Consider the following 2,816-nt stretch of genomic DNA (forward strand, 5'->3'; position numbering starts at 1 on the left):
GCGCGTCGCCTTCGCCGTGGGCGACGGGGCCCTCGCCGTCACCTGCGCGCACCGGGTGCTCGCGGAGCTGCCCTGATCGGCCGCCGCCCGGCCGCCGAACAGTCCGGGAGCGGGGCGGCGAGGATGCGAGCTCCTCCGCCGGGTGGCGACGGACGCACGGAGCTGCGTCGATCTCGGCCCCGGCGCCGAGCCCGACCGGCGGGCAGGCGTCGGCCCGCCGGATCGCCTCCACCTGCTTAGGGCGACGGTGGATCACCGCGTCCAGCTCTGCGGGCGTCGTCCTCTGTGCCACGTCGAGCGTCAGGAGCGGGAAGGCCTCGCCGGCGTGGGCCGCCACGTAGGTCGCCACCACCAGCCGACCCCGGTGCGTGTACGGCGCGGCGAAGCCCTCCGCCGACCCGTCGATCACGGCCCGATCGGCCTGCGACGGCCCCATCCGGTGCGTCTCGACGGCCATCGCCCGCCGTGCGGCCTCCTGCGGCGTGACGCGGACCCGGGCGATCTCGAGGTCCGTCTACGTGCGGTGCAGGATGACCAGCTTGGACACGAGCTTCCGGCCCTGTCCGTCGTGTTGACCATCGCCGATTCGGCCGTCTCGATGGCCGCGTGCGCGGAATTCTTCGGCTGGGCGACGTCACTTGCCGCGTAGATCGCCGTGCTGGCCGTCCCGAGGTGATCGTCGGACCCCAGCCGGACGGGCCGAACGTCACGCCGGCCGCCTCCAGGCTGAGGCCGTCCCCCCGGGCACGGCGCTCGGTCGCGAGCAGCATGGCATCCCAGGGAGTTCCGTGCCGTCGCCCTCCTTCCACGCTGGCGGAATTTACGATGCCTCGGGAATGCCCGGACGTCGCGACGGGCCGCCTTGGCGGTGGAGATGGCCGCCGGGGGGCCGGCACCCGGGCCGGGGGCGTCACGCCGGCAGCCCCGGCGGCGTTGCCGACGATACGTTCGGGAGGTCCTCCTGGGGTGCATCACCATCTATCGGGATTCGGACAGCCGAGGGACCGGGCCGTCGCGCCGGCCCCCCCGGGACCGCCCCACGGGTCGGGTGCGATGAGCGAGGCGCGTCGCTTGGCAGTCGCATCCCCTCGTCCCGGACGCCTCTTTCGTCGACCGCCCCGCCTCGGGCAGAGTCCGGACTCACGGGGTGCGAAGACGTGCGCAGGGCCGACGAAGCCCATGTCCCGTCGAGAGCCATGGTCGGCGATGAATCACATGATTCATCCGCGGGCGTGTCCCCCCCTCGCTCGCCGGCGTTCCGGGGCGTGCCGCCCCGATGAAATTACGTCGACGGGCGTTATGCTCGGACGGGCCGCCCACCGGGGCGAGGCCGCGACCGGCTCGAGCGTCCGCGTCCGGCGGATGGACGCGGCCCCACCTCGCGCTTCGATCTACACTGGGGCGGCGCGGGCGGAGACGGAGCCTCGACTCGGCGGCCGAGGCCGTGAGCCTGTCGCAGGCCCCTCGCACACGGCTCCGGGTCGGACGCGGATCCTGCGTCGCGCGCTTCGGGCCGGACGCGTCACGCGCCGGCGAGGCCTCTCCGTCCCCCCTCTGGCCGCCGGCCTCCGAGCCGGGACGCCGACGAGATCAGACGCGCCGGCGGTGGGCCGAACGGCCTTCGAACACCTCATCTCGGGAAGTCGCGCCGCATGGCGATCGGCGGTGCCCCGGCTACTGCTCGTGGAGCCGCCGCGGGTGAAGGGCGACCCTTCCTTCGGACGCTGGGAGGCGACCATCGCGACCGGCGGGCTGGGCGGGCTGGGTCGCGAGGCCGCCCGCCTCCGGGGGCCGGGCCGCCGGCCCGCGCGACGCACGCCAGGTACAGGGCCGATGAGCCGGCCCGCCTCGTCGTCCGCCGCGGGTCGAGGGATCGCGAGGCGGGGCGGCCTGACGGCGATATCGGGAAATCGGCCTAACCGCGGATGCGACACCGGCCGTACCCTGCTCCGGCGTCGGGCCCCCCCTCGAGGTCTGTGAAGGACCGAGCGGGGCGGGGCATCCCGGCGCGGTCGCCCTGTAATACGAGGGCAGCGGACCAGGGCCGCTATCGGGAGCGTGAGCCGGCCCCGCCCGACGCGGCGAATGCCGAGGCGGGAGCGACGTCGGCTCACGATCTCAAACCACGAACCCAAGCCGGAGTACCACGCCATGAACCCCGCCATCTCCTCGAAGGACCATGCCATGCGGCCGATCACCGCCTCCGGGGCATACCCCGAGTTCTTTCAGGCCTTGTGCCGCTCCGCCGCCCGGGGCGGTCGGGAGGGCTACGAGGAGGCCGGCCGCGGGCTCGTCGCCGGCCTGGCGACCCTGGGCCCCGACTCGACGGCCCTCGACGAGTGGGCCGAGGACGTCGACGTCCTGATCGGGCTGGTCTGCCCCGCGGCCCCGATCGGCCGCGGGTCGGGGCTGACCCCGTGGGCCCTCCCCGAAGACGGCGCCGTGCTCGCCTGGTTCGCGTCCAGGCTCCCGCGCTGCATGGCCCGCGTGCCCCGGCGGCGTCGCGATTCGTTCCTGCGCGGCGTCTATGAACACCTCCACTACGAGGAGGGCGACGTGGGATTCTGACCTCGCCGGGCCGTGGTCCGGGCCCGCTCGGACTCGCCGTCGGCGGTCGGCCCCCTTCGAGGTCGTGCACGGCGTCGACGAATCCCGCCGTGCCAGACTTCGGTGGCGACGCGACACGCCCGGCGGCGAGCCGCGACCACATGAGTTGGAGGCGCCTCGTCCGAGAGGCTGCCGTCTCGGGATCGCACTCGTCGCGGCGAGGAGAGGGGCGTCTTCCCAGCGGGTTCGGGCGGAACCGCGAGGACGTC

General features: G+C 74.4%; 1 protein-coding gene and 1 pseudogene. One reads left to right on the top strand and one right to left on the bottom strand.

What is annotated here, in order from left to right; translation table 11 throughout:
- Nucleotides 1-457 (bottom strand): annotated as a pseudogene (locus G6O68_RS31490) (hypothetical protein); the annotation flags it as partial.
- 1,694 nt (nucleotides 458-2,151) lie between these two features.
- Between G6O68_RS31490 and G6O68_RS31495 the strand changes: the two are divergent.
- A complete protein-coding gene (locus tag G6O68_RS31495; RefSeq protein ID WP_165253667.1) occupies nucleotides 2,152-2,568 on the top strand; it encodes a hypothetical protein in 417 nt (138 codons plus the stop codon).
- The last annotated feature ends 248 nt before the right edge of the window (nucleotides 2,569-2,816 follow it).

This window comes from Paludisphaera soli, from assembly GCF_011064595.1.
In the GTDB taxonomy this organism is placed as follows: Bacteria; Planctomycetota; Planctomycetia; order Isosphaerales; family Isosphaeraceae; genus Paludisphaera; species Paludisphaera soli.

Bases quoted from the DNA above. Each gene is read 5' to 3' on its own strand.
- G6O68_RS31495 (WP_165253667.1), top strand. From the start codon at position 2,152: ATGAACCCCGCCATCTCCTCGAAGGACCATGCCATGCGGCCGATCACC.